The sequence below is a fragment of the Massilia sp. Root418 genome (assembly GCF_001425265.1).
Lineage (GTDB): Bacteria > Pseudomonadota > Gammaproteobacteria > Burkholderiales > Burkholderiaceae_D > Rugamonas.
Genome location: NZ_LMEC01000020.1, coordinates 145,802 through 171,292, shown reverse-complemented (window position 1 = coordinate 171,292; position 25,491 = coordinate 145,802). Strand labels below are relative to the sequence as shown.

At 68.7% G+C, this 25,491-nt stretch carries 21 protein-coding genes; 14 read left to right on the top strand and 7 right to left on the bottom strand.

The annotated features are described in order from the left end of the window. The first annotated feature begins 6 nt into the window (after positions 1-6). From ASC94_RS13290 to ASC94_RS13270, 5 genes are read left to right on the top strand one after another with little or no spacing between them, the layout of a single operon-like run. Positions 7-1,011 (top strand): ABC transporter permease, encoded by a 1,005-nt coding sequence (locus tag ASC94_RS13290; protein ID WP_082616500.1) that lies wholly within the window; start codon positions 7-9, stop codon positions 1,009-1,011. Between the two features lie 2 nt (positions 1,012-1,013). Continuing rightward, entirely contained in the window at positions 1,014-1,772 is a 759-nt protein-coding gene (locus tag ASC94_RS13285; RefSeq protein ID WP_082616499.1) for an ABC transporter permease, read from the top strand. A gap of 9 nt (positions 1,773-1,781) precedes the next feature. Then, positions 1,782-2,612 (top strand): ABC transporter ATP-binding protein, encoded by an 831-nt coding sequence (locus ASC94_RS13280; RefSeq protein ID WP_082616498.1) that lies wholly within the window; start codon positions 1,782-1,784, stop codon positions 2,610-2,612. Then, on the top strand, positions 2,609-3,661 hold the full coding sequence (locus ASC94_RS13275) for an ABC transporter substrate-binding protein (RefSeq protein ID WP_056395299.1): 1,053 nt from the start codon (positions 2,609-2,611) through the stop codon (positions 3,659-3,661). The genes ASC94_RS13280 and ASC94_RS13275 overlap by 4 nt, the downstream gene beginning before the upstream one ends. A gap of 18 nt (positions 3,662-3,679) precedes the next feature. Beyond that, on the top strand, positions 3,680-4,732 hold the full coding sequence (locus ASC94_RS13270; protein ID WP_056395296.1) for an ABC transporter substrate-binding protein: 1,053 nt from the start codon (positions 3,680-3,682) through the stop codon (positions 4,730-4,732). A 9-nt stretch (positions 4,733-4,741) separates the two neighbouring features. On the opposite strand, the gene ASC94_RS13265 is transcribed toward ASC94_RS13270, so the two are convergent. Both ASC94_RS13265 and ASC94_RS13260 read right to left on the bottom strand, forming a co-directional pair. Next, entirely contained in the window at positions 4,742-5,290 is a 549-nt protein-coding gene (locus ASC94_RS13265; RefSeq protein ID WP_056395291.1) for a YXWGXW repeat-containing protein, read from the bottom strand. A 221-nt stretch (positions 5,291-5,511) separates the two neighbouring features. Further along, positions 5,512-5,766 (bottom strand): hypothetical protein, encoded by a 255-nt coding sequence (locus ASC94_RS13260; RefSeq protein ID WP_056395289.1) that lies wholly within the window; start codon positions 5,764-5,766, stop codon positions 5,512-5,514. Positions 5,767-6,199: 433 nt separating this feature from the next. Between ASC94_RS13260 and ASC94_RS13255 the strand changes: the two genes are divergently transcribed. The 7 genes from ASC94_RS13255 to ASC94_RS13225 all read left to right on the top strand — a co-directional run bounded on the left by ASC94_RS13255 (position 6,200) and on the right by ASC94_RS13225 (position 18,748). Beyond that, positions 6,200-9,463, top strand: a complete 3,264-nt coding sequence (locus ASC94_RS13255) for a penicillin-binding transpeptidase domain-containing protein (protein WP_307718845.1) — start codon at positions 6,200-6,202, stop codon at positions 9,461-9,463. Positions 9,464-9,576: 113 nt separating this feature from the next. After that, entirely contained in the window at positions 9,577-10,989 is a 1,413-nt protein-coding gene (locus ASC94_RS13250) for a hypothetical protein (RefSeq protein WP_056395284.1), read from the top strand. Continuing rightward, entirely contained in the window at positions 10,986-11,570 is a 585-nt protein-coding gene (locus ASC94_RS13245; protein WP_056395283.1) for a hypothetical protein, read from the top strand. Before ASC94_RS13250 ends, ASC94_RS13245 begins: the two co-directional genes overlap by 4 nt. Positions 11,571-11,573: 3 nt before the next feature. Further along, entirely contained in the window at positions 11,574-12,959 is a 1,386-nt protein-coding gene (locus tag ASC94_RS13240; protein ID WP_056395282.1) for a hypothetical protein, read from the top strand. Then, a complete protein-coding gene (locus ASC94_RS13235) occupies positions 12,956-14,038 on the top strand; it encodes a hypothetical protein (RefSeq protein ID WP_056395281.1) in 1,083 nt (360 codons plus the stop codon). Before ASC94_RS13240 ends, ASC94_RS13235 begins: the two co-directional genes overlap by 4 nt. Before the next feature lie 89 nt (positions 14,039-14,127). Beyond that, a complete protein-coding gene (locus ASC94_RS13230) occupies positions 14,128-16,440 on the top strand; it encodes a hypothetical protein (protein WP_056395280.1) in 2,313 nt (770 codons plus the stop codon). A 7-nt stretch (positions 16,441-16,447) separates the two neighbouring features. Beyond that, positions 16,448-18,748, top strand: coding sequence for an SUMF1/EgtB/PvdO family nonheme iron enzyme (locus ASC94_RS13225; RefSeq protein ID WP_056397803.1), 2,301 nt, complete (start codon positions 16,448-16,450; stop codon positions 18,746-18,748). Positions 18,749-18,808: 60 nt separating this feature from the next. Here the strand turns inward: ASC94_RS13225 and ASC94_RS13220 are convergent, their stop codons facing one another. The 3 genes from ASC94_RS13220 to ASC94_RS13210 are packed head-to-tail and all read right to left on the bottom strand — an operon-like array spanning position 18,809 to position 21,713. Beyond that, entirely contained in the window at positions 18,809-19,105 is a 297-nt protein-coding gene (locus ASC94_RS13220) for a hypothetical protein (protein ID WP_056395275.1), read from the bottom strand. Then, positions 19,106-19,405, bottom strand: a complete 300-nt coding sequence (locus ASC94_RS13215) for a DUF1360 domain-containing protein (RefSeq protein ID WP_056395274.1) — start codon at positions 19,403-19,405, stop codon at positions 19,106-19,108. A gap of 1 nt (position 19,406) precedes the next feature. Further along, positions 19,407-21,713 carry a hypothetical protein gene (locus tag ASC94_RS13210; RefSeq protein ID WP_056395273.1) on the bottom strand — a complete coding sequence of 769 codons (2,307 nt, stop codon included), beginning with the start codon at positions 21,711-21,713 and terminating at the stop codon, positions 19,407-19,409. Between the two features lie 197 nt (positions 21,714-21,910). Here ASC94_RS13210 and ASC94_RS13205 point away from each other — a divergent pair, with 197 nt between their 5' ends. Together ASC94_RS13205 and ASC94_RS13200 are read left to right on the top strand one after the other, a co-directional pair. Continuing rightward, the gene (locus tag ASC94_RS13205; RefSeq protein WP_056395272.1) at positions 21,911-22,309 is read left to right on the top strand and encodes an OsmC family protein; all 399 of its coding nucleotides are present in this window, start codon (positions 21,911-21,913) and stop codon (positions 22,307-22,309) included. Between the two features lie 18 nt (positions 22,310-22,327). Then, on the top strand, positions 22,328-23,224 hold the full coding sequence (locus tag ASC94_RS13200) for a pirin family protein (RefSeq protein WP_056395271.1): 897 nt from the start codon (positions 22,328-22,330) through the stop codon (positions 23,222-23,224). Positions 23,225-23,237: 13 nt separating this feature from the next. Here ASC94_RS13200 and ASC94_RS13195 read toward each other — a convergent pair whose 3' ends face one another. Beyond that, positions 23,238-24,662 (bottom strand): FHA domain-containing protein, encoded by a 1,425-nt coding sequence (locus tag ASC94_RS13195; RefSeq protein WP_307718836.1) that lies wholly within the window; start codon positions 24,660-24,662, stop codon positions 23,238-23,240. A 331-nt stretch (positions 24,663-24,993) separates the two neighbouring features. Then, entirely contained in the window at positions 24,994-25,491 is a 498-nt protein-coding gene (locus tag ASC94_RS13190) for an SH3 domain-containing protein (protein WP_056395270.1), read from the bottom strand.

The following is a 25,491-nucleotide window of genomic DNA, read 5'->3' as shown; positions in this document are numbered from 1 at the left end:
GCGTACATGACCATCGCCGCCACATACAGGCCGCCGCCGCCCTTGCAAACGCCGCCGCAGGCGCACGCTTCGCCGGGCGAAGCAGCGCAGCATATATCGCTGCAGGTATCGCAGCAGGTATCGCAGCACAAATTGCAGCATGTATCGCCGCAGGTATCGCAGCACGCCGTTCAGCATGGCGCGCCGCCGTCCGCCGATACCCCGCCCGCATCTGAGCGCCCCCTGCGGGCAGCCGCGGGCCGCGCCGGCCTGGTGGACCGCTGGTTGGCGGCGCGCTGGTCGGCCTGGACTGCGCCGGTGTTGGCCCTGCTGCTGTGGTCCGCCGCCACCGCGCTGGAATGGGCGCCGCCGCAGATCCTGGTGTCGCCCTGGCAGGTGGCGCTGACTGCCGCCGAACTGGCACAAACCGGCGAGCTGCCGGACCACCTGGGTGTGAGCCTGTACCGCCTGTTCGCCGGCTTCTCGCTGGGCGGTGCGGCGGGCCTTGCGGCGGGCGTGCTGCTTGGGCTTTCCAAGCCGCTGCGGGCCTACGTCGAGCCCACTTTCAACGTGCTGCGCCAGTTGCCCACGGTGGCGCTGATCCCGCTGTTTATCCTGCTGCTGGGCATAGGCGAAAGCTTCAAGGTGTTCATCGTAGCCAAGGCCACCTTTTTTATCGTGGCGCTGGCCGCGCACGACGCCATCCGCAACCTGCCGGCGCGCTATTTCGAAGTGGCTGCCGTGTACCGCTTCTCGCGCTGGAACGTGATCCGCCGCATCGCGCTGCCTGCCATCGTGCCCGACGTGCTGACCGGCGTGCGCATTGCGCTGTCGCGTTCCTGGATGGTGCTGGTGGGCGCCGAGCTGCTGGCCGCCGACAGCGGCCTTGGCCAGATGATGGAAATGGGCCGCCAGATGTTCCGGCTGGACGTGGTGATGGTGGGCGTGGTGCTGACCGGCGTGATCGGCTTCACGCTGGACCGCAGCTTCCGTCTCATCGAGCAGCGCCTGACGCGCTGGAAGAAGGGCTGACCATGCAGGCCAGGACCATCACTTTGATTAAAGGCGCTTTGCTGCCGGTGGCCTTGCTGGCGGCCTGGCAATGGGCTTCCGGGCAAGGCGCGAGCGCTGCTTACATCTTTGTTCCCTTGCCACAGCTGTGGGAAAGCCTGCTGCAGCTGCTCGCATCGGGCGAGCTGTGGCTGCACCTGAAAGTGAGCCTGGGCCGCACGCTGGCCGGCATTGCGCTGGGCGGTACAGTGGGCATCGCCACAGGCACGCTGATGGCGCAGTCGCGCGTGGCCGAACGCCTGATCGGTCCTCTGTACCACAGCATCCGCCAGGTGCCGCTGCTCGGGCTGATCCCCTTGCTCGGCCTTTGGGTGGGCAGCGGCGACGCGGCCAAGCTGCTCGTGGTGGCCATTGCCGCCTTCTATCCCACCACGCTCAACACCTGTGAAGGCATACGCAACGTGGAGCTGCGCCTGCGCGAAGTGGGCCGGGTGCTGACCCTGACACAGTGGCAGACCTTCCGCCGGGTGCTGCTGCCCGCCGCTACGCCGGCCATCGTTACCGGGCTGACGCATGCGCTGGCCTTTTCCTGGCTGGCCTGCATGGGTGGCGAGCTGCTGTTCGCTGCAGGTCCCGGCATCGGTTCGCTGCTGCTGAACGGCGAAGTGGCCGGCCGCATGGACGTGGTGCTGCTGGCGGTGGCGGTGATCGCGCTGGTGGCGCAAGCCATGAACGCCGCCCTGAACCGCGCCGCGCGCCGCATCCACCGATTTGAATCCTGAAGGAGCCATATGAACGCACCGATTTCCAAGGCATTGCTGCACGCACTGCCAACCGCGCGGCCCCGGCGCCGCACCGGCGGCCTGCTGGTCGACCATGTCAGCAAGTCCTTCGCGCTGAAAGGCGAGCGCTTGCCCGTGCTGGACGACATCTCGTTCCGCGTTGAACCGGGCGAATTTGTTGCCATTGTCGGGGCCTCCGGCTGCGGCAAATCCACCTTGCTGCGCCTGCTGGCAGGACTGGACACCGAATATGAAGGCCGCCTGCAGCACGACGGCAAGGACATCCAGGGCACGGACCTGAACCGGGGGCTGGTGTTCCAGGACCACCGCCTGTTCCCGTGGCTGACGGTGGAGCAGAACATTGCGCTGGCGTTTACCAACACCCGTGTTCCGGCCGCCGAGCGCCGCGAACGCGTGGCGGCGGAGATCGCCCGCGTGGGCCTGGATGGCTTTGCCGACGCTTTCCCGCATCAGCTGTCCGGCGGCATGTCGCAGCGGGCGGCAATTGCGCGCGCGCTGGTGGGCAAGCCGGACGTGCTGCTGCTGGACGAGCCGCTGGGCGCCCTCGACGCGCTGACCCGCCTGCGGCTGCAGCAGGAGCTGCGCCGCCTGTGGCAGGACGAAGGCATCACCATGCTGATGGTGACCCACGATATCGACGAAGCGGTCTACCTGGCCGACCGCATCGTGGTGCTGGACGCGCGTCCGGGCCGCATCCGCCGTGTGCAGGAAGTGGCGCTGCCGCATCCGCGCCAGCGCGGCCAGGCCGGCTTCGTGGCCATCCGCGACAGCCTGCATGCAGATTTTTCATTCATCAACCCAAGCAAGGAGCTGGCATGAGCAATTCCCTCGATACCCTGTGGTACACCCGCTGCCCCGTGCCGACCGGCCTCGGCATCGCGCTGCAAAAAGGCTGGCTGGAAGAATCCTTCCGTTCGCAATGCACCACTGTGCAGTCGCTGCGCGAGTCGAACGACAAGGCGGTGCGCGAATCGCATTTCGACCACACGCTGCAAAACTCGGTGCGCCACGGCGGCAATATCCCGGCGCTGTGGGCGCGCGCAGCAGGGCGGGACACGCGCGTGCTGGGCCTGTCCTGGTCCGACGAGACGCAGCTGATCCTGGCCTTGCCGGACAGCGGCATCAAGACCGTGCGCGACTTGAAAGGCCGGCGTTTCGGCTTGCCGCGCTGGATTTCGGCGCAGATCGATTTCTCGCGCGCGCAGGCCATACGCGGGCTGGAAAATGCGCTCAAGCTGGACGGCCTGGCGGTGAGCGACGTTGAACTGGTCGATTTCGTCATCGAGGCGGGGCAGAGCGACGCGCCGGCGGTGCGCGCTGCCGGCAGCAATGTATTCAGCGGCCGCCGCAGCGGCGGCCAGAGCGCCGAGCTGCTTGGCCTGCTGCGCGGCGAGGTGGACGCCATCTTCCTGAAAGGTGCCAGCGCCGCGCATGTCGCCAGCTTGTTCGGCCTGCATACCGTGATCGACACGGGCGCGCACCCCGAGCCGCTGATCCGCGCCAACAACGGCACGCCGCGCACGCTCACCGTGGACCAGAACCTGCTGGAGCATCATTTCGATTCGGCGGTGCGCATCGTGGACCAGGTGCTTCGGGCGGAAGCCTGGGCGCGCGGCAACCCGGACGAGACGCGCCGCTTCCTGGCGCGCGAGTCCAACAGCAGCGAGTACTGGGTGGCGGTCGCTTACGGCGAGGACGCGCACCTGCGTCTCGATACGGATCTGTCGGAGACGTCCATCGCCGGCCTGCAGGACTTCAGCGACTTCCTGTTCCGCTGGCAGTTCCTGCCTAACCCCGTGGACGTGCGCAGCTGGATCGACCCGCGTCCGTTCGAGACGGCGCTGTCGCTGCACCGGCAAGCAGCCTGACGGGAAGAGGGGCATGGCATGGACAGACGATCATTACTGAAGCTGGCCCCGGCCGCCGCGCTGCTGCCCGGCCTTGCGCGCGCGCAGGGCGAGCCGCGCGTGCTGCGCATCGCGGTCACCGCCTTTGCCGAAAACGGCAAGGCCAGCTTGAGCGGCACGCCGTACCGCGTGCAGCAGGAAGGCTGGCTGGCGCGGGAGCTGGCCAGGCGCGGCGTGGTATTGGAATGGTTTCCCGTCACGGGCGACACCGGCGCCACCATGAACGAGGCATTCGCCAGCGGCCGGATCCAGTTTGCCGCCTACGGCGATTTGCCGTCGGTGATACTGAACGCGGGCGGCGTACGCACGCAGGTGGTGGTGCCGGCGGGACGCGGCGCGGACCTGTTCCTGCTGGTGCCTCCCAACTCAAGCGCGCGCTCGCTGCTGGACCTGAAGGGCAAGCGCATCAGCGTGCACCGCGGGCGGCCGTGGGAACTCGGCCTGCTGCACCTGATCGAGGACAACCGGCTCACGCCGCGCGACTTCAAGCTGGTGAACATGGACATCAAGCCCGGCGCGTCTGCGCTGGCTACGGGGGCGGTGGATGGGCTGTTCCAGCTGAACGGCTATCCGCTGGAAGATAAAGGCATCGGCAAAATCATCTGGACCAGCAAAGGGCAGCCGGACCGCAAGATGCGCGCGGAGCTATGGGGGCTGCGCGACTACACGCGCGCCAATCCGGAACTGGCCGAGCTGGTGGCCACGGCGTGGGTGAAGGCACAGTATTGGGCAGCGCAGGAGGAGAACCGCAACCTGGTGATACGCGACGGCACGCGCAACGGTACGCCGGAGAGCGTGATACGGCGCTCTTACGACGACCCGACGCTGCCCTGGAAGGACCGCTGGACGCCGCTGTACGACGAGGTGGTGTTCCGCCACTACCGGCGGGTGGTGGCGTTTGCCCGCAACCAGAAGCTGATACGGCAGGCCTTGCCGGCGGAGGAGCTGCTGGAGCCGCGCTTCGTCAACGCGGCGCTGAAGAACCTGGGGCTGGCGCAGTACTGGAGCGCCAGCCCGGTGAAGCCTTCTTAAGCACGCAACTTAGTTGCGGCGTGGGTTGTCCGGCCGGTGGTCGTAACGGTTGGGGACACCGTCGCCATCGCGGTCACGGTCGTAGCGGTTCGGCACGCCGTCGCGGTCATTGTCGTACCCCCGGCTGCGGTCATGGCCGTAGCTGCGGTTGTTGTGGTTGTCGTAACGGTTGGGGATACCGTCGCCGTCACGGTCGCGGTCATAGCGGTTCGGGATACCGTCGTGGTCCATGTCGCCCCGGCCGCGGCGGTCCCAGCGGCCCTCGTGGCGGATCCAGTGGCCGTTCGACTGCACCCATTGCGGCTGGGTGTAATAGTAGCCCGGGCGCTCGCGCAGCCAATGGCCGCCTACCCAGACGTGGCGGTAGCCGTCCCAGTTCCAGTAACCTGGCGCCCAGACGTAGCCATGGCGCGGTGGCGGCAGGCTTTCATAGCGCAGCGGAGGCGGCGCGGTGCCGATGACCAGATTGACGTCCACCTGGGCCGAAGCCGGCATTGGCGCGAAGGCGGCAGAGCTCACAGCCAACAGGGCTGCTGCGTAGAGGGTAGGCTTGATCATGGTGTTCTCCGTTGTGATATGTGACGCTGAATTCACTATATCAAGCGCAGGTCGCGCGGAGAAAGGATGATGCAACTTCTTACAACTGACACAGCTATAAGACATTCAGAGTGATACTAACCGGCGGCATTGTGCGCTGGCGCACAGAAGCGGGGATTCGCCTGCCACGCGGGCGCTGGGGCTTTAGCGCATGGCGTGCAGGCGAATGTTCGGGGCCCGCATCAGATCTTGGCCGAGGCAGTGGTCTTGCGTTCGTCGTTGAGCAGCTGCAGTTTCTGTTCGGCGCTCAGGCGCTTGGCGCTGACGACAACCACTTGCATGTCCTTTGCGGCAGCGTAGGCGGGTGCGGCGGCACGGGCTGCGATGGGCTGGGCTTCGGTGGCGATCGCGGTGTCGCTATCCATCACATAGTTGGCGGCGCAGGCCAGGCCCAGGGTCACGACAAACAGGGCTTCGAAGTTTTTCAGGACGTTCATTTTGCTCTTCCTTCAGGTTGGTGGTTAGTGGGGTTCGGTGTTTGGGGTTCGTTGTTGTTTAGTGCTCCGATGACTGCACTGTACTCAAACGTGCCGCAAGCCTCCATGGGATTGCGACGGGCGGTGGTTTTTGCGGCGCGAGATGCAAAATCCGGCGACAAAATGCCGCCGCCGTGATGCCATTCCGGCCACGCTTTTCCCGTCCCCCTGCTAATCCCAGCCATACGAATACCACCGGGGCGAGGGGCATATGCGGGCCAAGTTCAGTCACATTCTGCAGGCCATGGCGGAGCGCCGCCGCGCCTGGCGCAGGGCACGCAATCTGCGCGCAGGCACGCGGCCGCATGGCGGGATGCCGTGGCACACTGCCCGCGCGGCCGGGGCGGCTGGTTCGACCCTCCCTGCGCAGCCAGCCACTCGTTGGCTGGCCGGGGTGGCCTTGGCGGCCCGTACTGCGCTGACAGCGCCGCGTGCCACGCTGTGGCTGTCCGGCGCTGCCGTGCTGGCGGCACTGGCTGGCGCGGCGGCGATCATCGGCCACGCGCGCGCGCTTGGTGCCGCTACCATCACCACCATGGATGCCGCCAGCGCGCGCCATGCTGCAACCGTATATCAATCGGCCCTGCCTGGCGCCACGCTGGCCGTGGCGCGGCAGGCCGGCGTGCGCTTCAGCCCTGTTGCTGGCGGCGCGGTGGTCACACTGGCCGGCATGCAGGGGATGGGTGTGGTGCGCGTCGACCTGTGCAGCCAGCTGCGCGAACCGGGTGGCACGCGGCTGGTGCCGCTGCGCCTGGGCTACCGCTTCGACGACGTGCAGCGGTGGATGGACACGCAGCAGGGCCTGGGCGCAACGCCTGCCGGCGCATTGCGCAATGTGTTGCTGGTGGGCGGTGGGTCCGCCGTCACGGCCGCCATGCCCGAAGTGCGCATCGGCGGCGATGCGCGCGCGGATCCCGACGGCGAGCCATTGCAGCTCACCTGGCGCAGCGCGCCCGGCACCTCGGCCCGCTGGCTGGGCGACGCGGGCGCCGGCCGGATCGAAGAGGGCGGCAGTGCCACCGTCGGCTTCCGCCGGCAGGGCTGGCTGTCTTGGGGCGACGGCGCGGCCATGCGCGTCGAACGGCGCGCCAGCGTGGTCTGCCCGCAGGCTGGCGAGCTGGTGGTGCAGCTATATCAGCTTCAAGGCGGGGCCGGCGGGGATTCAGGGCTGGGCACGGCGCAGGGCGGGCGGCTCGCTGCAGGTGCGGCTGGCGGGGCGGCTATCGGCTCTGACGACAAGGTGCTGCTGGCGGCCTTTCCCATGACGGGAGGCGTGGTGACGGGCTATCTGAGGCCCGGCGTGTACAACGTGCCATCGCGCGCGCCGGCGGAACTGGAGGACCAGGCACTGTTCGCGGCCTTGCAGGCGGCCGGGCTGGTGCGGCTGGATGCCGGCGGCATGATCGCCGTCGCGCCGCGCGACCTGCCGCAGTGGCTGGCCAGCACCGCCTCCGTGCGCGCGACCGAACTGGCCGACTGGCGGCATGTGCGGCTGGACGATGCCGCCGGCAAGCTGCTCAAGCGCCTCTACTATCAGGCTGACGGCGCCTATGTGCGGCAGCAGATCGATATCTACAACAGCGAGCGGCGGCTGCTGGCCTGGCGGGTGAAGTCGGGGCCGGCATGGGAGGCCAGCGCCGGCGACAATTCGCTCGCCGCGACAGGGCAGATGCCGCCGGCTGCCGCGCGCCTGTTCGCCGAGCTGCCGCAGGGCTGGCAGCCGTGGACGCGCGTTGCCCACTGGCCGCAATCCAGCGCCGCCCGCACCGTGCGGCTTACCATGCCGCTTCCGGTGCAAGTTGGCGCCGCCACGTCCGCCGGCGGGCCTGGCGGTAGCCGGGGCGGCACGCTGCAATTGCTGGTCGCAGGGCGGGTTGCTGCGGTGAGCGGGGCGCGCGCCACGCTGCAGCCGTCCTGCACGGGGCGCGGCTGTGCATCCGTCAACGACGCGGTGCAGCTGACGCTGGAACCGCTGCCCGGCGCGCGCGCCGTCACGGTGGAGGTCCAGCCGCTGGACATGACCGGCGTGGCCGCATCCGGCGACCAGGCATACCGCCATCTGCGCGTGGCATCCGGCCGCATCGTCTGGCAAGCGCTGGAAGCGGCATCGCCCGGGGCGGTCGCCAGCGGCGGCGTGCGCAGTACGCCAGCGACCGGTGTGCAGCTGCAGGACCGCAATGGCGCCTTGCTGTGGGCGGACGGCGGCAGCACAAGAGCCGCGATGGAGGCCGGACTGAACGCCATGCTGGGCGTTGGCCCCGAGCACGCCAGCAGCGTCGCCGGCGTGCTGGCCCGCGCCTCGGCCTTCGGCGGCGGCAGCAGCGCAGCCGGCGCGCCCGCCAACGGCAAGCTGACACTCGACCTGCCGCTGCAAACGCTCAGCCAGCACATCCTCGACTGCATCGGCATGCGCCAGGGCCGCTGGGACGGCAAGGCCTGCGGCGGCGGCCAGCCGGCGCCACGGGGGCGTCATGCCGGCATCGTGCTGCTGGATGCCGAGACCGGCGACATTCTGGCCGCAGCAGGCGCGGGCAACCCGGCCGCCAGCCCGGCCAACTGGCCGGAAGTGCGCGACTTCGACCGCGCCAACCCTGCCCGCAGCCCCTTACGCCTGCCGGCGCTGCAGCATGACGGGGGCGCCCACCGCAGTCCCGGCTCCACCTTCAAGATTGTCAGCGCAGTTGGCCTGGAACTGGCCGCCAGGACCGATCCGCGCCTGGATGCGCTGCTGGGCGGCATGCCGCTCCCCGCCATCAACGCGGTCGCCCGCCAGCGTGGCTATGCCTTCCAGACCGGCGCACCCGCTTACCCGAACAGCGCGGATGGCGCCCACATCACCAACTACAAGGAGCAAGGCCTCGACCGCCGCGCCCAGGAGGGCAAGCTGGGGCTGTCCCAGGCGCTGACCTACAGCTTGAACACCTGGTTCGCATGGTCCGCTGAATTGAGCGACCGCAGCCTGTTCGGCCGTCCCGAGGGCGGCGTGCCCGGCCTGCAGGCGCTGGAGGCCGGCGCGCTCGATCCGGTGCGGCCCATCGCCGCTGCCGCGCACCGGCTGGGCTTCGAGCAGCGCCTGCGCCTGGACGGCGGCCTGCTGCCGGAGGACTTTCCCTGGCAAGCATACGATGCGCTGCAGGCCACGCCGGCCCACATGGACGCCATCCATACCCGCCACGAGCTGCGGCAGATGGCGATCGGCCTGCGCATGCAGGCCACGCCGCTGCAGATGGCCATGGTGTCGGCAGCCATTGGGCAGGGTGCCACGGTGGCGCCGCGCCTGCTGCTGGAACTGGACGGCAAGGCGGCCCGCGACCCGCAGCCGGCACCGCTGGGCGTGCGGCTGGACCGCATCCGCGCCGGCATGAAAGGCGTGGTCGATTCCGGCACTGCCGCCGGCGCCTTCAACGCCCCGGCACTGGCGCAGCTGCGGCGCGGGCTGTACGGCAAGACCGGCACCGCGCCCGTCACCGAGGGCGCCGCGACCGTGTGGTTTACCGGCTGGCTGGAGCCGGGCAGCCTGCCGGGGCAGCGGCACCGACTGGCGATGGCGGCTTTTGTCAGCCACTCCGGCGCCACCGGCGGCGAGCACGCGGCGCCCATGCTGGCCGCGCTGCTGGCGGGCTGGCCGGGCCGGAATCCGGAACAGAAGGGTAAATAGCCCTGTAACAAGGGGAATGGATGAGCGCCGGATGTGGCATGATTTTGAAGTGTCCGTCGAAGACCATACGATCCCTATGGTCCGGCGGTGCGACTTTTCGATTACGGGATCACATGCGGCTGCCGGGAACGCGCTATCAGGAACATGGCTGGGAACAGGTGCGCAAGCTCCTGGGCCGGTGCTCGCTGCTTGCCGTGCGGCGCATGGACTTGCGTTTGCTGCTCGACGGCGCGCGGGAAACCGAGCAGCTGGATATTTATACCGACGCCCTGGCGGCTGAACTGCGCCTGGCCCAGCGCAGCGCGCGCGGCGACGCTGCCGGCAACAGCTACGGCGAGAGCGTGTCCGAGCTGGCCACCAGCCTCGCTTTCGAACTGCAAGCGCAGCCTTCGTACTGGAGCGGGCTGGCGGCGGCCATCGCCAGCGAACACGCCCGGCACGGCGCTTTCTGGCTGCAAGCCGGCAGTGAAGCGATGCTGCGCAAGAAGTTCAACGACATGTACGCCGGCCTTCGCGACAAGGTCGATTCGGACAATTACCAGGTCGCCACCGGGCGCGATTGCAGCCCAAACAAAATCTACACCTACCGCATGCTCGATACCGCCTACCGCGAGATCGAGCAGCTGTTCGCCAACTGGCAGCAGCACCGGGAGCAGGTGGCCGCCATTCTTGGCCGGGCGGCCGAAGGCATTCCCATCGAAGCGCGTCAGATGAAGAGCATAGCCGGCTGCAAGGCGGACTGGGTGATACGCTGGAGCGAATCGCTGGAACGCTTTAGCGGTTCCCCGGGGCCGCTGCACACCAAATCCAAGCGCTTCTCCAGCCTGAAGAACAGCCCGGAGAAGATCGCCGCGCTGATGGCCGAAATAGGAGACTACGAAGCACTGTCGGCCAATATGGGCGGGGTGGAGGACTGGCGCGGGGACGAGGACGAAGCCGCAGCGTGGATGGACGACTATTTGCGCGTGATCGCCGAATCGGAAGCCGAGGAAGAAGCGCCGCTCCCGGACGTCGTGGACCAGATTCTGCAGCCGCCCGAGGCGGAGGATGAGGAAGAAGAGTTCGATCTGCCTGCGCTCGAAAGCAGCGATGGCAGTGATAGCAGCGATGGCAGCGAGGAGGACGCGGAAGGCGGCGCGGAGCGCTGCGCCAGTGCTGCCGCTTCGCACGATGCGGTACAGCTGCAGCGCGACCCGGCATTGGCTGCCGCCGACGAGGCGCTGGCGGCCAGTCTTTCCCTGCCCCTCCGCTTCATGGAACTGGCTACCGCCGCGCAGGACGGCGGCAGCCGGATGCTGCAGGTGCTGAACGAGGAATCGCTGCCGATCCGGCTGGCGGTCTACCAGAAGCTGCTGGGCGCCGAAGACGAAAGTTATCCTGATGCCTGGCTGGACCCGGCCACCGGCGGGCTGCCGACCTTGCAGCAGCTGGCGGCGCTGGACCGGATCTCGATGCCGACCCTGCGCAAGCGGCGCAACGAGGCGATCGACAAGCTATATGCGATGAACAAAGGGATGCAGACATGACCACGCCAGACCGGAAATTGCAAGAGCGCCTGCTGCTGTCGCGCACGGTGCCGGGCGACCGCCTGATGCTGCCGGACGCGGTGCTGCTGGCGGCGCTGGCGGGCAGCCGGGCGTTGACGCCGAACGAGCGCCGGGCTTTGCAGGGATCGCCGCTGACGCTGCGCCGCTTCAGGCAATTGTCGCTGGAGCGCGGGTTGGCGTTGGGTGCGGCGGCGCAGGCGGCCAACGATCCGGTGTGGCGGGGCAGCGCAGGCATGCTGCGCGCGGCGTCCAGTGCCGCCGTACTGGACGAGCTGGTGACGGACGACGGCCACTGGCAGTTGCATTTCCTGCCGCGCCAGGACGGGGACGGGCGAGGCTGGCAGATCATCCTGAAGCTGGATGCGGAGGCGCCTTTCGCGGCGCGCCTGCTGCGCGAGCAGCCCATGCTGCGCGTGGTGGACGGCGGCGGTGCCATCCTGCTGCAAGGGCGGCTGGACGCGGACGGCGAGTGCGAACGCGAATGGCCGTTCGAAACCGCGCCAATGGCGCATTTCCAGCTCTACGGCGCCGCTTTCGCCGTCGAGCCGGCGGCGCGGTAGATCATGGGCCTGCTCTCCTTCGTCCGCCGCCGCAGCGCGCCGTCCGGCGCCGCGCCGGGTTCGCATTGCGCCGAGCTGGGACGCAGCGTGGTGGCGATGCGCTTGCGCGGCGAACAGCCAGGCAGTGAGTGCGTGCAGGTGGTGTTCAGCGAAGCCGGGCAGTCGCGGCGCGCGGCTGCCGCTGGCGCGCGGGCCGGGGAGGTGGCGTATGGCTTCCATCCGGGGCCGTATGGCGCCGACATCGCGCCGTTCGCTGCCGCGCCGGAAGTCGGCTTGCGCGTGCGGTTCGTTGTCGATGCGGCGGACCCGCGCGTGGCGCAGCAGCGTTTCGACCTGTATTTGTTCAGCGAGGTGGCGGAGGTGCTGACGGTGGCGGGCATGCAGGCCGCTGTCGAGGGGGCCGTGCAGGAAGCGCTGGCGCAGGGAATGCTGGATCTGCCGCCGTGCGCGTCGCTGGACGAATGGAATGGCTTCCGCGCGGGCTTGAACCAGTTGCTCTACACCCGGTTTGGCATTACTGTCGAGGACTGCCTGCCGGTGGACCTGGGCGGCCAGGCCGACTACGCCGCCCAACTGCGCGCCCGCGCCACGGCCCTTGCACCTGCCCCGGCCCCGGCTGCGGCCGCGCCGTCCGTCCCAGCAGCCACTCCCGCGCCGCGCGCCGTCGGCACAGCGGTTGCCGCCGAACCGCCACCCGCCGCCGCCATGCCGCCCACCGCCAGCGCAGCGCCTGCCGCAGACATCCCGCCGGCCGCCGGCACCCGGCCCGCCGCCGAAACGCCACCCGCCATCGTCGCGCCGCATTACGCCGGCACACCGGCCGCCGAAACGCCGCCCGCCGCCGCCACATCGCCCGCCGGCCTGCCAGCGGCCGTTGACTCGGTGCCGGCGGCTGACGATGTGCAAGCGCTGCGCCGGCTGTTCCTGGAACTCCCCGTATTGTCGAGCGGCTTGCGGCAGGTAGCGCTGCCGGCTGGCCAGGCGCTGTTCCTGGCGCACCGCAGCCTGCTGCAGCGTATCGCGCTGATTGCGCTGGACGTGAACACCATGCCAGCACTGGACCTGGCCGCCCCCAGCCAGCCGCTGCCAGCCGCGCAGCAGGCCCGCCGCGCGCGTCACAGCATCGAGGCGGCGCGGGCGTTGGACCAGGCCTGGGCCCTGCTGGCACGCCTGCAGCTGGCTGCCAACCCGCTCCAATTCGGCGCGGCCTGCGGCTCGGCCGACCCCGAACCCATCCTGGCGGCCTTGCTGGACGATGCCGACCGCATCGTCTCCAACCTCGACCACCACCTGGCGCAGCGCCGCAGCGCCAGCGCCGCCGCAAGCGCTGGCGAGCCAGCCCCGCCGGCCCAGCCGGACCCTGACCAGCGCCGGGAGCCATCGCTATGAGCTGCGCCACCACCGTAAAGCTGCCAGCCAACGCCGAATGCCGCTGCGTGCTCGCCGACGGCCGGGTGCTGACGGTCATCGCCAGCCGCCGCCCCCGGGCCAACCGCGCAGAAGTCAAATGCGCGGTCGCCGGCGCCCCCGCGCTCAGCGAGCGCATGCAAGAGATAGTGCGCCTCGCACGCCACACCGAAAGCCGCTTCGACAGCCGCGACCAGGTGGTGCTCAGCATGGACATCGCCCCTGCGGAGGAAGAGCGCGGCTGGGAACTGGCCGCCGTGCTGGCGGACCGCATGGTGCGCGGCGCCTGGCAGCCCGCATGTCCGCTGGTCTACGCGTATGGCTGGTCTGACAACTGGCAGTGTGCCAGCGTCGCCGGCCAGCCCGGCCTTGCCGCCGCCCGCCTGCAGGCGCAGCCCGCAGCCATGGCGGCGTTGGCCGTCCTGGGCGGCGACGCGACGGCCGCGCCCGGGCTGCCCAACAGCCTGTCGCTGACCCACCTCGGCGCCCTCACTGGCCATACCGACCCATCGGCGGCGGTGTCCAGTGCGCGTGCCTGGTTCCCGCTGCACAGCGGTGGCCTCAACGATAACCTGAGCTGGGTGGAAGTGAGCGTCTACCCGGTAGAGCACAGCGATGGCGACGAAGAAGACACCATTGCCGTTTCCGGCCTGGGCCTGACCGCGCAACTGGCAGTGCGCCAGGCGCTGGCCGGCGCCCGCTATTTCGACGGCCGGGGCCTGGGCCGCTGGCGCACAGTGGTGCGGTTCGGCCAGCCGCGCTTCCAGGGCAGCTCCTATGAACTGGCGCTGGTGATGGCCGACCGCCTGGCGCGCGGCCGCGAATTCGTGCCGCGCGGCCGCATCATCGCCAGCGGCTGTTCCAGCGCCTGGCACGCCGGCCGCGTGGACACGGTGGAAGGCCGCGAAGCGAAGCTGGAGTTGATACTAAAACAAGCAGTCCAGGGCGACCGCGTGCTGCTGCCCAGGGATTGGCAGAATGATATCGATCCGGTGTATGCCGGCGCGCTGCGCGCCCGCGGCGCCTCGCTGGCCTGCATCGAGCGGATCGGAATGATATGAATCGTGCGCAAAGTACAAGCGGCGCGCCCCTGCTAAAATCAGGACCGGGCGGGGCGGCTGAAATACGTAAGGATAACAAGGAGTTCGACATGTTCCGAATGTTTGGTTTTGGCGGCGTCAAATGCCCGCGCTGCGAGCATAAAAATGGCGCCGGCACGGGCTACTGCGCGAACTGCGGCGTGATACTGGGCGCCCCGCACAACGAGCCGGTGCTGCGCGATAACCGCTGGATACCGGCCAACGACGAGCTGGCGGTCTACTTCGGCGTGCGCCAGCTGTCGGGCATCTTCAACAAAACCCTGCGCGTGCCAGCCACCACCCGCGCTTACATCCTGCAAGCCGACAAGGCCACCGAGGTGCCGCAGGGCGAATACGAGATAGAAGGCTTCTTCACGCGCCTGAACCACCTGCTGCGCGACCAGCACGCCGAAATCCTGATCACCCGCACCACGCCGCTGCCGGTGGAATTCTCCTTCGGCGACCTGCACACCGCCGAGCACCTCAAGGTGGCGGCGCGCTTCAAGGTGGGCGTGAAGGTGGAAAGCGTGCCGGCTTTCGCCCAGCATTTCATGACCGTACCCGGCACCGTCACCACCCTGCATCTGCATGATCTGCTGGCCGACTCGGTGCGCCAGGTGGCGGCCGAATTCATCGGCGGCCGCTCGATGCGCGACATGAGCGGCAACGCCGACCTGCGTCTGCAGCTGGATGAGCGCTTGCAGGCCGCCCTCAAGCTGCGCCTGGCCGAATTCGGCCTGGCGGTGGCGCAGGTGGACACGCTGTCCCTGCGGCATGACAAGTTCGACAACAACCGTGAGCGCGTCGGTTCCCTGTGGCTGGTGGCGGATGAGCGCCACGCGCAGCTGGAACACGTGAAGCAGCTCGATGAGCTGTACAACGAGGAGGAATGGCAAGCCATCTGGCGCGAAGAGCAGAAGATCCGCAGCGAGTACCGCCGCGCGGAACTGCGCCAGGACGCTGCCGTGGACAAGGCCGAACTGGCGCAGCAGGAAGCCGAGCGGGTGCAGGCGATCCGCGCGCGCGAGGTGGACCTGTACGGCCGCATCATCGAATCGAAAACGCGCCGCCAGGCCTTCGAGCGCGGCGCCGGCGCCACGCTGGTGGAACTGGAACACGAGTTGGCCAAGCGGAAGGCGGGGCGCGCAGGCGACGTGGCGGAATGGGAGCACGTGCGCCAGCTGGCGCAGATCAAGATGCGCACCGAGCTGGAAGTGGCGCAGCAGGCCGCGCAGGAACAGCGCCAGCTGGCGCAGCAGCGCTTTTCGCACCAGCTGCACCTGCAGCAGATTCAGAACCAGGTGGCGCAAGCGCTCACCATCGAAGACGAAGCGCACCGGCGCGCGCAGCTGGTGCGGTTGCGCCAGAGCGAAGCCGAGGCCCAGCGGCGCGAAGCGGAACTGGAAGCGGAACACTACAAGGCGCGTTTCCATGGCGTGGCGCTGGCCAATGCGGCGCGCAAGCGCGAAGCGGAGCGCGTGCAGGAGTGGCAGGACCAGCAGCAGCTGGCGCACCAGCGCGAACTGTTGCGCGCAGAGGCCGTGAAGGACGCCGAGAACAACGTGCAGGTGGCGGAGGTGAGCCAGAAGCTGGAACAGCTGCGCCGCGACGGCGCGGCAGCCGACGCCCTGGCGCAGTACGAGAAGCTGCTGCGCACCATCGAGGCGGACGGCGTGCAGCAGCGCCAGTCGCAGGCGCTGGTCCAGCGCGCGGCGCTGGACCAGTTGGCGGTGGATGAGCAGCGATTGGCCCTGAAACAGCGCGAGCACGAAGCGGACTGGCAGCGCGCGCTGCAGAAGATGGAGCACGAGCGCGAGCTGAACTTCGCGCGCTGGAAGGGCGAGTACGACACGCTGCTGGCGCAGCAGGCCCATGCCGCCGAGCTGGCCCGCATCGACATCGAGCGCATCGCCACCATCGGCAACCTGAGCGACACCGGCAAGGTGGCCATGGCCGCCGCGCCGAACGCCGCCGCGCTGGCGCAGCTGATGAAGGAGCAGGTGCGCTCCGGCATGAGCCCTGAGCAGATCCAGGCCATGGCGGCGGTGGTGGCGGCCGAGAACAGCGTGAGCCCGGCCGACGCCATGCGCATGATGGAGGAGCGCGTGGCCGAGGAGCGCGCCCACCGCGACGCGCAGGAACAAAAGGACAAGCAGCATCAGCTCGACCTGCTCAAGCTGCAGAACGCCACCCACGCCAACGCGCTCAGTTCGCAGATGCAGCTGGGCGTGGGCGTGGCCCAGGCGGGCGCGCCGGTGCATCACCATCATGCGCCGGCGGGCGGGGCTGCGCAGCCGGGCGTCCGTTGCTGCGTGAACGGCCATCCGGTGCCGGCCGACCGCCCGAACGCGAAATTCTGCGCCGAATGCGGCGTGCCTTTATAAGTTGAAGATGCAAACAGCAAGAGACAAGATACGTGAACTGCGTGCCTTGCACGACGATGGCCTGTTAAGTCTGCAAGAGTTTGACCGCCGCAAGAACGCTATCCTGGACGCCGAGTATTCGCCGCTGGGAGGCAGCGCCGCGCCCGGCGCGTCGGCCGCGCCGATCCAGCTGCGGCAGGGCACCGAACTGGGGTTGATGGCGGGCCAGGAGATCGGCCCGCAGAACCGGCGCTACCGGCTGGAGCGCCTGATCGGCCTGGGCGGCATGGGCCAGGTGTGGCAGGCCACGGACCTGGCCACGCAGCAGGAGCTGGGCCACAGCGACCAGGTGGCGCTGAAGATCCTGCCGCCGCAGCTGACCCAGAGCGCCACCCACACCAAACTGCTGATCGAGGAAGCCACGCAGGCGCGCCGCCTGGCGCACGAGAACATCGTGCGCATCTACGAGTGGGCGCAGGATCCGGCCACCTCCAGCTACTTCATCATCATGGAGTGCCTGGACGGGCAAGACCTGGACGCGTGGCTGGCGCACAGCGGCCCCGCCACGCCGGAGCAGATTGAAACCATGCTGCGCCCGGTGGCGCGCGCGCTGGACTATGCCTGGGACAAGTTCAAGCTGGTGCACCGCGACATCAAGCCGGGCAATGTGTTCCTGACGCAGAAGGGCGAGGTGAAGCTGCTGGACTTCGGCATCGCCTCGCGCGCGCGCAACGCGGGCAGCAGCCTGGGCATGCAGACACCGAACGCCGGCACCACCGGCTACCGCGCGCCGGAAGCGGGCGCCAGCCAGCGGCAGCCCAGCCCCAGGCTGGACGTGTACGCGGTGGCGGTGATGATTTACCAGCTGCTGGAAGGCCGCCTGCCGTTCGACGAACACCGCAACGCGCCGTTCCTTCCCTCCGCGCCTGCCGCGCTGACCGAGCTGCAGTGGCAGGTGCTGCAGCGCGGCTTCGCCTTCGCGCAGGACCAGCGTCCCGAATCCGTGACAGCCCTGCTGGATGCCTTGCAGGGCGCTTCAGGGCCCAGTGCGGAGGAACTGGCGGCGCAGGCGGCCGAGCGCGCGGAGCGCGAACGCCAGCGGGAGCAGGAGCTGCGCCGCGAGCAGGCCGCGCGTGCCGAGAAGGCGCGCGTGGAGGAGGCGAAGCGCCAGGCGGAACTGGCCGAACGCCGCAAGGCTGAGGCGCAGGCCGCCGCCATCGAGAAGGTGAAGCTGGACCAGCAGCGGCGCGAGCAGGAGCGCCAGCAGCGGCTGGAAGCGGAGCAGCAGGCCAAGGAGCGCAAGGCGCGCTTGCGCGAGCAGTTGCTGGCGCGGCGCGAGGCGGACGCGCTCAAGGCGCGCCAGGCGCAGGAGGAGCAGCAGCGCAAGGCGGCCCAGCTCAAGGCGGAAGCGGCTTACCGCGCGGAGCAGGAGCGACACCGCAAGGAACAGGCGGCGCGCAATGCGGCCGAACTGGCGGCGCTGATGCCCACGCCGGGCAGCCCGGTGGCAGATGCCAGCGGCGTGCTGCGCGACCGCTTCCTGGATGGCACGGGCAGCGGGCCGGATCTGGTGCTGATTCCGACCGGGCGCTTCCAGATGGGCTCGACGGAGTACGAGCGCAGCGTGGCCATCAAGGCCGGCTCGCAGAAGTCCTGGCTGGACCGGGAGACGCCGCAGCACTGGGTGGGCATCGATTATCCGTTCGCGCTGGGTCGCTTCCCGGTGACGGTGGGCCAGTGGCGCCAGTTCGTGCGCGCCACCGGCTGGGAGTCGATGTCGGACGTGGATTGGGCCGCGCCGGGCTTCAAGCAGAGCGACGAGCATCCGGTGGTGGGCGTGAGCTGGCACGACGTGCAGAAGTACCTGGCCTGGCTGTCGCAGAAGACGGGCCAGGTGTATCGGCTGCCGAGCGAGGCGGAGTGGGAATATGCCTGCCGCGCTGGCACGCATGCGGCGTTCAGTTTTGGCGATGAGATCAGCACGGAGCTGGCGAACTACGACGGCAACTTCACGTATAACCATGGGACCAAGGGGGAGTTCAGGCAGGGCACCACGAAGGTGAACGCGTTTCAGCCGAATCCGTGGGGGCTGTTCGATATGCACGGCAATGTGTGGGAGTGGACGCAGGACGTGGTGCATGAGAATTACCAGGGGGCGCCGGGCGACGGCAGCGCGTGGGAGCAGGGCGGCGATCCGGTGCGGCGCGTGCTGCGGGGCGGGTCCTGGCTGTACCAGCCGCGCTATTTGCGGGCGGCGCTGCGCAATGGGTATTCGGCGGTGCTGGCCAACGATATCGTGGGGTTCAGGGTGGCGCGCAAGCTGGCGTGATGCGGGCGGCGGCGGGTTACGCGTTCCGCTAACCCGCCCTACGGTATTTCCCGTTCTTGCTTATGCGAGGCAGCGCAATTTGGGCGTTTGGCGCATGGTGGGGGCGTCGAGCGGGTCGACCAGCAGGCGCGCGCCGCGTACGGCGAAGCGGTATCGGCGGCCGGTGGCGCCGCCGGTGACGACCAGTTCGCGCGTGCCGTCGTAGACAAAGGGGACGCCGGGCGGTGTGGCGAAATGCGTGCCGCCGGCCGGGGCTTCGGCCGGGGGCGCGGTCCCATGCGCGAACCCGTGCGCTCCGCTTTGCGCGCCGTAGATTTTTTGCACCATCTGCTGGCGCTTGCTTCCGCAGCATCCCATTTAATGCTCCTCTTGCCGCAGCGCGCCGCGCACGCGCTCCAGCGTGATCGCTGCGGCGGACAGCGCGGGCCACAGCAGTACAAAATGCTGCCAGCCGGTGCCCAGCACGGCGGCGGGCGGCAGAGCCACCCACAGGCTGGTGCAGTAGAAGCAGTCCAGCATGCTACCCAGGAATCCGTCGCCCGCCCAGCCCCGCAGGCGCGCCATGGCGTCCCATGGGCCGTCCTCGGCGTGCAGCAGGTGGGTTACCCGCCACACGGCCAGGACGGCAAGCAGCAGCTCGTACCAGATATTGGCCATGTCAGCCGCGCATCGCCGGCGAAGGCAGGGGCCCAGCCGGCTGCACATCTCCCGGCTCGGGGCACACGTCGGGACACAGCTCGGGCCGCAGGATGGTGAAGGCCACCTCGAACTCGTTGCGGTGCACCTGGCTCGGGTCATTGCAGTTGGCGGTGCGCTTCCATGCGCGCAGGCGCAGGATGTAGGCGCAGCAGCGTTCGAAGTCGCTGCCGCGCAGCGTCACCTTGTAGTGCCCGCCGTACCAGTGCGGCCGCGGTGCGCCCTGCATCAGCGCTTCGGCGTAGGTCGGGCCAAGCTCGAAGGTCGGATCGGACGCGAAGGTGCCGTGCACGCCGGTGCCGATGTCGAAGGTCTGCGCCACGCCGTATTCGGCCGTCATGGTGTAGGCGCCGAGATGGCCGTCCTCCGTGGTGGGCGGTACGGTGACGCTGAAGTGCACCGTCAGCGTGTCGTTGGCCGACAGGCGCACCATGTCGCAGGCGCTGATGCAGTACTGGCCGGGCGTGCCTTCGTTGACGCAGATCTGGCGGATGTAGCAGTCCGGCTCCACGGTGCAGTCGTGCACCGTGCCCGGACCGCAGGGATGCAGCGCGGTGGGCAGTGGATGCACCTTGGCCTGGTTGTCGATGCGGATGTAGACCGATTCGGTGGTCTGCTGGCCGCAGCCCGGCAGGATGCGTTCGCTCGACAGCACCAGGTTGTCCGCCGCATCGGCGGTGTAGCCCACGAAGCGCAGCTGGTACAGCGCGTCCGGCGTCAGGCCAGGGTTGGCCAGGGTGTCGAAGTAGAACAGGGTGTCGTAGTCGTACCAGATGACGGCGCCGCCGAAGCGTGGAATGGCGGGGTGGAGGTCCTCGTAGTGGTGCCGCGTGATCATCACGGTCTGGCCGTTTTTCAGGATGGGCGTGAAGGCGGGCGCCGGAGCCACCACCGACGTGCTGCCGTCCCAGTAGCTGCGCGTGAAGCCGCCGAAGGCCGGCTCCGCCAGGTCGCTCCACGGCCCGCCGTTGCGCGATACCTGCACCTTGAAGTAGTCCACGTCGCTGCCCACGCCGCCGCGTATCTGCAGGGAGCCGTAGAACGGGCGGTCCAGCGTGAGCGCCGGGTAGGCGTAGCCGCGCAGGTCCGGCGGCCCGGCCGTGGCGCCGATCTGCTCGGCGGCTGTGCAGCCGACGAACGTCACCTTCAGGCATTCGGGGCATTCCGGGTCGAAGCACGATGGAAGGCAGCACGCCAGGCTGTTGGCCAGCAGCGTGACGTGCAGATTGGCCGGGATGTCCCAGCGGGTCTGCGCATTGCTTTCGTTGCGGATCACGCGCAGCGTGTCGCCGCACAGCTGGGTCACGCGGAATACCACGTCCGGCGCGCAGTCGTTGCGGTCCCACCAGGGCCAGATGTGCAGCGCGGCCAGCTCCGGCGATGTCGGCAGCACCGCCATCATGGACTCGGCCGACATCGGCTCGTCCACTACGCCGGGCGCCGCCAGCATGCGGCTCTTGGGCAGTATGCTGGCCTGCGCCGCAAGCTGCTGCAGGTAGAGCGGGTCGGGCCCGGGGCCGGGCGGCATGGGCGGCAGGCGCAGGCCCGCGCGCGCCAGCAGCGCCTGGATCTGGTTCAGCATGTCCGGGTCCAGGCCCCAGTTCTGCAGCAGCCAGGGGCGCCAGCGCAGGCAGCACCAGCGGAAGCGGATCACGAAATTGCCGTTGACGTCCGTGACGGCGGACTTGATCAGGTCGCGGTGATACCAGAAGAAGAAACGGTCCACGTCGTAGGCCTCCACGGTGGCGCCGGGCACCGGCGCGTCGCAGAAGCTCCAGCGGCCGCTGGCCGGGTTGTATTGCCACTGGCGGCACACCACGCGGCCGCGCAGTGTGTAGGTGCGGCAGCAGTACAGCCAGCAATGGTAGAGGGAGACGTCCACCACCAGCACGCCCACATCCACCTTGACTTCGTAGCTGGCACTGGCGCTTGCGTCCATGCCGGGCCTGGTGTCGCCGCCACCGTCGGTGTCGGAACGCGGTCCCGCCAGGTCCACCACGTGGCTCAGCGTGTCGATGCCCATCAGTTCCAGGTCGCTCACGTCCGGGCCGACCAGCAGGCGCACCGGGCAAGGCAGGGTGGCGCCGGGCAGCAGCGGCGTGTCGAACTGCACCGCGAAGCGCAGCGGTTCGCGGCGGTTGCCCGCCTTGACCACGGTGGAACCGAGCACTGCGCCTTCGCGCACTACTGCCACGCGCAGGTCCAGCTCGGGGTCGAAGTCGTCTTCCGGTATCTTGCTCAAATCGATGGCGCCAGTGATTTCGCTCATGATGGTCTCCGCTGTTACTGTTGGCCCTGCACCTTTTGACTGTATGGAGCGCAAGTGCCGATTGCCAGCCAAATGCGGGCTGTATTTGAGCTAGGTCATGAGATGTGCATTCTGTGTAGATGGGCGAATGGGATAGGCGAACCACGGGCAAACGGTGTACATTGTGGCTTCCAAGACTTATGCATGCAAGGAGCCCCATGTCTATCAAAGTAATCCGCGACCAGTCGCTGCCGATGCGGCATATTGCCCATGTGCGCAACCACATCATGTCGGTGGACGGCACCGTGGAGGAAGGCGGCAGCGATGCCGGCCCGTCGCCGCACGACCTGTACGACGCGGCGATCAGCGCCTGCAAGGCACTCACGGTGGTGTGGTACGCCAGGCGCAAAGGCTACCCGCTGGAGAACGTGGAAGTGACCACGGAGCGCGACGACAGCGAAGAGCGCAAAGGCGTATACCGCCTGTCCGCCACGGTTCACCTGACCGGCGACTTGAGCGAAACGCAGCGCGCCGAACTGCTGTCGGCGGCGCAGAAATGCCCGGTCCACAAGCTGATGACGGCGGTGACCACCGAGATCAGCACGGTGCTCGCGTAACGGAAGGGGACCAGCGCCATGACCATTTCCAATATCCTGAAGGGCCACGAGAAAGACCTCGGCGGCGGCTTCATCGTGCGCCGCTACCTGCCCTCGGCCGTCAAACAGGCCGTGGGCCCGTTCATCTTCTTCGATCATTTCGGTCCGATTGACGTGGCGCCGGGGGCGGACCACGACGTGCGCCCGCATCCGCACATCGGCCTGGCCACGGTGACCTACCTGTTCGAAGGCGCGATGGACCACCGCGACAGCCTGGGCACCGTGCAGCGCATCGAGCCGGGCGCCATCAACCTGATGACTTCCGGGAAGGGCATCGTCCATTCCGAGCGCACGCCGAAGGACCTGGTGGACCAGCCGCACCGCACGCACGGCTTGCAGCTGTGGGTGGCGCTGCCGAAAGGGGACGAGGAATGCGAGCCGTGCTTCGAGCACACGCCGTCCTCCGCCATCCCGTCATTCCAGGTGGACGGCGCCAGCGTGCGCGTACTGATCGGCACCGCCTTCGGCAAGACCTCGCCGGTGAAAACGTACAGCCAGACGCTGTACCTGGACGTCGCGCTGAAAGCGGACCAGGAAATCGGCCTGGCCGGCTTGCCGGCCGAAGCGGCGGTCTACCCGGTCAGCGGCGAACTGGAAATCGACGGCGCGCCGCTGGCGCTGCACACCATGGCGCTGCTGGACACGCGTAGCGCGCAGCGCGTGCGGGCCAGGTCGGCCGCGCAGTTCGTGGTGATCGGCGGCGAGCCGCTGGACGGGCACCGCTTCATGATGTGGAATTTCGTCTCGTCGCGCAAGGAGCGCCTGCTGCAGGCGGCGGAGGACTGGGAGGCGCTGCGCTTCGACCAGGTGCCCGGCGAAACCGAGCGCATTCCGCTGCCCAAGCGTCCGGCCGGCAAGGAGCCGACGCCGCTGTAGCCGCTGTAAATGCTCAGGCGGTGTGCATGTCCTGCGCAGCGACAGTGCTGTGCAGGTCGTGCGCGCCGGTGCGGATGATCCAGCTTTCCGGGTAGGGTTCGCCGGCGAAGCGCGACAGGCGCGGCATGCGGCTGAGTTTTTCCATGGACGTGGCGGGCGCCAGCGCGGTTTCCTTGCCGGTGAGCTGGTCCAGGTGCCAGAAGCCGCCGTCGTGGTGCAGGATCAGCGGCAGCGCGGCCGCCTGCGGCGTGGCCTGGAAGGACGGCATCGGATAGCCGGGATGGCAGTTCGGCGCCAGCAGGAACAGGCATTCGGCGTGCGCGCCCTGGTCCAGGCGGTGCAGGATCACGCCGTGCGGCAGGATGGCCGACACCTGCAGCACCACGATGCCCTTGATGCTGGCGCTCATTTCGATGCGCATGCCCTGGCGCAGCCGCACCGGCTTGTTCTTGCCGGGCCAGACACCGTCCAGCAGCACGCCGTAGCGCGACACATCCTCAATTTCGAAGCCGCCGCCATGCGGCGCGCGGCGGATCACGGCGTGGCGGCCGGACAGGCGGCGGGTGAGGCCGCCCGCTTCAGGACCGGCGTCGCTGAAGTGCTGCAGCAGCACGTCCGCTTCCGGGTCCACCAGTTCAAAACGTCCCAGCACGCATTCGTCCATCGCGAACAGGCGGATCTGGCGCTGCGCGCCCGCTTCCGGCGCGGCATTGACAAAGCTGGCTGCCGTGGCGGGATGGGGGTGGACCGGCGCCGTGCGCGGCACGGCGATCTCGATCAGGTCTTCGTCCCACGCGATGGTGGAGAAACCCATGTCCACCTTGCCCTGCGGTCCATCCAGATTCACGTGGGCGATGCCGGCGTTGCGGGCGGTGACGTCGATATCCAGATTCCCGCCGCCCTGCGCGCCGCCGTTCACATTCAGGCGGGCGATGGATGCGTCGTCGGCCATCACGCGCACGTTCTTGTGCGTGCTGAGGAAGATGCGGTGGATCTCGGTGAGCGTGGCGTCCAGGCGCGGCACCAGGATGACGAACACGCATTCCCAGCGGCGCGTGGCGATGCCGGCGTGCTGGCTCAGGATCTCGGCGCTGATCTGGTACTGGCCGTGTTCCTTGTTCTTCGATGTGAATTCGACAAAAGCCGGGCGCCAGCTGCCGTCCGCCGCGCGCACGAACTGCTGGCGCGAGGCGCCGTTCGGGATCAGTTCGGATTGCAGTTGAATAGTCAGTTGCGGCGCGCAGTCGTCCGGCATACTGCGCAATTCCATTTTCAGCGTCTGGCGGCCGCCTGCGGCGCGCGGGTCGAAACCGCTGATGTGCAGTTGCGGTCGCGGGCGCGCGCTCTGGTAAGCGGGCGCGCCGGCGACGGCCATGGCGGGGCTGGCAGGGACGTGACGGGGCTCCGCGGCCGGGGAGGCGGCACGGGTGCTGCGCATGGCACTCAGTAGTTCGTAACTGGTGGACGCGGCTGCAGGCTGCTGGTGTCCGCCCGCGCAAGCTTGTTCTCCGGGCAGGACCCAGAAAGTGCAGTGCGGGTGATCAGGGTTGCAGCATTTTTTCATGGCTTCAGGACCGGCGGCATAAACAAGAGCTTACGCGCTTTTGGTGGTCCATGGCAACGGTTGCCGGCATTATTTGCGCTTGCCCAAAACATCCGGGCCAGCGCGCAACAGCGGCGTGATCAAAATGGCAGCAGGCCGGCTGCGGGTGGTGCCGTTTCGTCAACGTTGCATGGGCCGGTTCATGCGCGGCATGGCGGTGCCGCGTTCACTCCGCCGGACGGCGCAGCCAGAGGCTGCTGACCCAGCCGGTGCTGCCTTTGCCGTCCGCCAGGGTGCGCACTTCCCACCAGTCGCCTTCGCGCACGCCGGTGGGCGTGACGCTGGCGCCGGCCGGCACCAGCGCCAGGCGCTGCGCATCCACGCTGGCGGCAGCGCGCAGGTTCAGGTCGCGGTGCACGCGGAAAGGGTGGAGCGCCGCGCCGGCGTGCCGGGCCTGGGCCTCGCGCGCCGGGGTGGCGGCGTTGGCGGGAGTGGCGGGAGCGAAGGCGGTCGGCAAATCCGACTGCGCCAGCAGCGGCAGCGGCGCGGCGGCGAAGTGCAGAATCAGGCTGCCGAACGCCCAGGCGCCCAAGCCGGCGATACAGAGGTTGCGCAGCGTGGGGCGGCGCCACCATGCGCGCGGCGTGAGCCAGGAAGCCAGCACCAGGGTGATGGCCAGCCCGGCCAGCCAGGCGGCCGCACCGTAGTAGGAATCGAGCGTCAT

What these genes read in the sequence shown, in the direction of transcription:
- ASC94_RS13230 (WP_056395280.1), top strand. Translation starts at nt 14,128, where the DNA reads ATGTTCCGAATGTTTGGTTTTGGCGGCGTCAAATGCCCGCGCTGCGAG.
- ASC94_RS13285 (WP_082616499.1), top strand. Translation starts at nt 1,014, where the DNA reads ATGCAGGCCAGGACCATCACTTTGATTAAAGGCGCTTTGCTGCCGGTG.
- ASC94_RS13280 (WP_082616498.1), top strand. Translation starts at nt 1,782, where the DNA reads ATGAACGCACCGATTTCCAAGGCATTGCTGCACGCACTGCCAACCGCG.
- ASC94_RS13275 (WP_056395299.1), top strand. Translation starts at nt 2,609, where the DNA reads ATGAGCAATTCCCTCGATACCCTGTGGTACACCCGCTGCCCCGTGCCG.
- ASC94_RS13260 (WP_056395289.1), bottom strand. Translation starts at nt 5,766, where the DNA reads ATGAACGTCCTGAAAAACTTCGAAGCCCTGTTTGTCGTGACCCTGGGC.
- ASC94_RS13215 (WP_056395274.1), bottom strand. Translation starts at nt 19,405, where the DNA reads ATGGCCAATATCTGGTACGAGCTGCTGCTTGCCGTCCTGGCCGTGTGG.
- ASC94_RS13290 (WP_082616500.1), top strand. Translation starts at nt 7, where the DNA reads ATGACCATCGCCGCCACATACAGGCCGCCGCCGCCCTTGCAAACGCCG.
- ASC94_RS13210 (WP_056395273.1), bottom strand. Translation starts at nt 21,713, where the DNA reads ATGAGCGAAATCACTGGCGCCATCGATTTGAGCAAGATACCGGAAGAC.
- ASC94_RS13235 (WP_056395281.1), top strand. Translation starts at nt 12,956, where the DNA reads ATGAGCTGCGCCACCACCGTAAAGCTGCCAGCCAACGCCGAATGCCGC.
- ASC94_RS13205 (WP_056395272.1), top strand. Translation starts at nt 21,911, where the DNA reads ATGTCTATCAAAGTAATCCGCGACCAGTCGCTGCCGATGCGGCATATT.
- ASC94_RS13200 (WP_056395271.1), top strand. Translation starts at nt 22,328, where the DNA reads ATGACCATTTCCAATATCCTGAAGGGCCACGAGAAAGACCTCGGCGGC.
- ASC94_RS13250 (WP_056395284.1), top strand. Translation starts at nt 9,577, where the DNA reads ATGCGGCTGCCGGGAACGCGCTATCAGGAACATGGCTGGGAACAGGTG.
- ASC94_RS13245 (WP_056395283.1), top strand. Translation starts at nt 10,986, where the DNA reads ATGACCACGCCAGACCGGAAATTGCAAGAGCGCCTGCTGCTGTCGCGC.
- ASC94_RS13265 (WP_056395291.1), bottom strand. Translation starts at nt 5,290, where the DNA reads ATGATCAAGCCTACCCTCTACGCAGCAGCCCTGTTGGCTGTGAGCTCT.
- ASC94_RS13195 (WP_307718836.1), bottom strand. Translation starts at nt 24,662, where the DNA reads ATGCGCAGCACCCGTGCCGCCTCCCCGGCCGCGGAGCCCCGTCACGTC.
- ASC94_RS13190 (WP_056395270.1), bottom strand. Translation starts at nt 25,491, where the DNA reads ATGACGCTCGATTCCTACTACGGTGCGGCCGCCTGGCTGGCCGGGCTG.
- ASC94_RS13225 (WP_056397803.1), top strand. Translation starts at nt 16,448, where the DNA reads ATGCAAACAGCAAGAGACAAGATACGTGAACTGCGTGCCTTGCACGAC.
- ASC94_RS13220 (WP_056395275.1), bottom strand. Translation starts at nt 19,105, where the DNA reads ATGGGATGCTGCGGAAGCAAGCGCCAGCAGATGGTGCAAAAAATCTAC.
- ASC94_RS13240 (WP_056395282.1), top strand. Translation starts at nt 11,574, where the DNA reads ATGGGCCTGCTCTCCTTCGTCCGCCGCCGCAGCGCGCCGTCCGGCGCC.
- ASC94_RS13270 (WP_056395296.1), top strand. Translation starts at nt 3,680, where the DNA reads ATGGACAGACGATCATTACTGAAGCTGGCCCCGGCCGCCGCGCTGCTG.